The following is a 2146-nucleotide window of genomic DNA, read 5'->3' on the forward strand; positions in this document are numbered from 1 at the left end:
CAAGGGCGAGCGAGGCGAAGAGGCGCGGCACACGGTGGTACGCGACCGAGAGATCCTCGCGGCATGCCTTGTGGCCGAGCGCGCAGGCCAGCCAGCTCTTCCCGACGCCGGCTGGTCCGATCAGGAGCAGGCTATGGCGCTGTCTGATCCAGTCGCATGTCGCCAGCCTCATGAAGAGATTGCGATCAAGACCGCGGGTTGCCCGGAAATCGGCGTTCTCGATCTGGGCGTCATGACGTAATCTGGCGGCACGGGCTCTGGCTTCGAAGCGCTTCTGACGGCGCGTTGTCGCCTCCCGTTCGAGCAGGATGGCAAGCCATTCGCCATGCGTGAGGGCTCTTGCCTCCGGCTGCGTCTCCAGTTCGTGGAACGCGTTTGCCATGCCGGAAAGGCCGAGTTCGCGCAGCATGTCGATGGTGGGATTGGTCAGCATTTGTTGATTATCTCCTTAATGAAAGTAGCCTGGGCCGCGAAGATTGGCGTGCTCGCCGACGGCGGCAGGTTCGGCGGTGTGCCTGGAGGCTTTGTGGGATTTGATGAGGGCGCTGATGCTTTTGCAGTTCAGGCTGCCGATCTCGAGCGCACGGGCCGAAACGGCTTCGGCCTGCGCCGTGTCGATCGCCTGGTAGAGCTTGAGAACGCCGAGGCATGTTCTGAATCCCTGTTCTGGATGCGGCCGGCTGGCAAGAATGGCGATGACGAGCCCCTCGGTCTGTGGACCGATCGAACGAGCCCAGCGCCGGAAGCGCTCCGGCGACCATTCCGCGTAGCGGCGGTGCGAACTGGGCATGTGGTCCGGCTCGGTTCCGAAACGGGCCCCGCCATAGCGGCGCTGATGGGCAGCGACGCGCTTGCCCTTGAAGAAGATCTCGATCGTTCGGCTCGTCGCCCGGACATCCACCTGCTGGCGAATGAGGCTGTGCGGCACGGAGTAGAAATAGCGTTCGAACTCGACATGATAGTCCGTCGATACCCGCGCCAGCCGCCACTCCGCGAACTCGTATTCCTCGGCTGGTAGTGCGGCGAGCGCTGGCCGTTCCATCGTCTCGAACAGGTCGCGACGGCACTGGTCCAGTCGGCGCATGACGTGGGTGTTGATCCGCTCGACAGCCTCCCGGATAGCGGCATTGGCTTCGTCCAGGGAAAAGAAGGTCTGGTTCCGCACCGGCCTAGAATGCAGCTCTGCGCGAAACGGACTCCACTTTCGACCTTGGCTTTATCCTTCGGTCGCTTTCGGTCGCGCCGGCAGAACGCCGACACCGTAGTGCGAAGCCATCATGCCGAAGCTGCGGTTGATCTCCGGATCGTAAAAGCTTGCGCGGTTCACACCGGACTTCAGGTTGTCGGGAACAATCAGGCGCGGGACGCCGCCAAAGAAGCGGAACATGCGCACATGCGAGCCAATCCAGTCCGGCAGGGTCTGGCTCCATGTCGCCTCGGCAAAGGTATAGCTCGAGGCGCCGAGCACCCCGAGAAAGATCTCGGCCTCGCGGATCTCGCCGGTCTTGCGGTCCACGATCGGCAGCTTCTTGCCGGAATAGTCGACGAACACCTTGTCTCCGGCGACATGCACCTGGCGCATCGTCGGCGTCAGCCGCCGCTCGAAGCCTCTAAAGAGATCACAGAATCTGCTGTAAGCGTAACCATCGGGATGAACGGCCCGATACTCCTCCCACAGGATCGACAGCGTCACGCCCGGCTTCTTTAGTTCGACCGCCAGCCTTCCCCAGTCAGGCTCGGTGCGTCGGCGTATCCCTTGTTTGACGCCCTGACGGGAGAAGAGCCGATATTCGAGAACATCGTCAGTCAGCTCCGCCGGCAACGGCCAGGAAAGGCCGGCGGCAGTCGCTCGCTCTATGTTGTCCTGCACCGTACTGCGGGCAATTCCAAGCATGGTGTCGCGAACGCTTATGCCGTCCGCGTTTAGGCGAAGCAGTTGTCTCAATTGTCTCATGGTCAGCCTTCTTCTCTTCGGCATGCATCTCTCCTCTATCGTCGAGGAAATGCATGCCCAGGTTGCTGACCCAAAGGCACTATCCAGGCTTCAAAACTGTCCGGTATTTAATCGGAATCGCGTCCGGTTAATTCTCGGAATCGCGTCCGGTTTTTGATCGGAATGCCGTCCGGTAAATCGTCGGAATCCGCA

General features: G+C 61.3%; 1 protein-coding gene and 1 pseudogene. Both read right to left on the reverse strand.

From position 1 onward, the window contains the following. Positions 1–433: ATP-binding protein (locus C8D77_RS37190; RefSeq protein WP_170136937.1), on the reverse strand; the 433-nt coding region annotated here is incomplete at its 3' end. Between the two features lie 15 nt (positions 434–448). Continuing rightward, positions 449–1978 (reverse strand): annotated as a pseudogene (gene istA, locus C8D77_RS37195) (IS21 family transposase). Positions 1979–2146 lie beyond the last annotated feature (168 nt).

Origin of the sequence: Mesorhizobium loti, assembly GCF_003148495.1 — a bacterium.
In the GTDB taxonomy this organism is placed as follows: Bacteria; Pseudomonadota; Alphaproteobacteria; order Rhizobiales; family Rhizobiaceae; genus Mesorhizobium; species Mesorhizobium loti.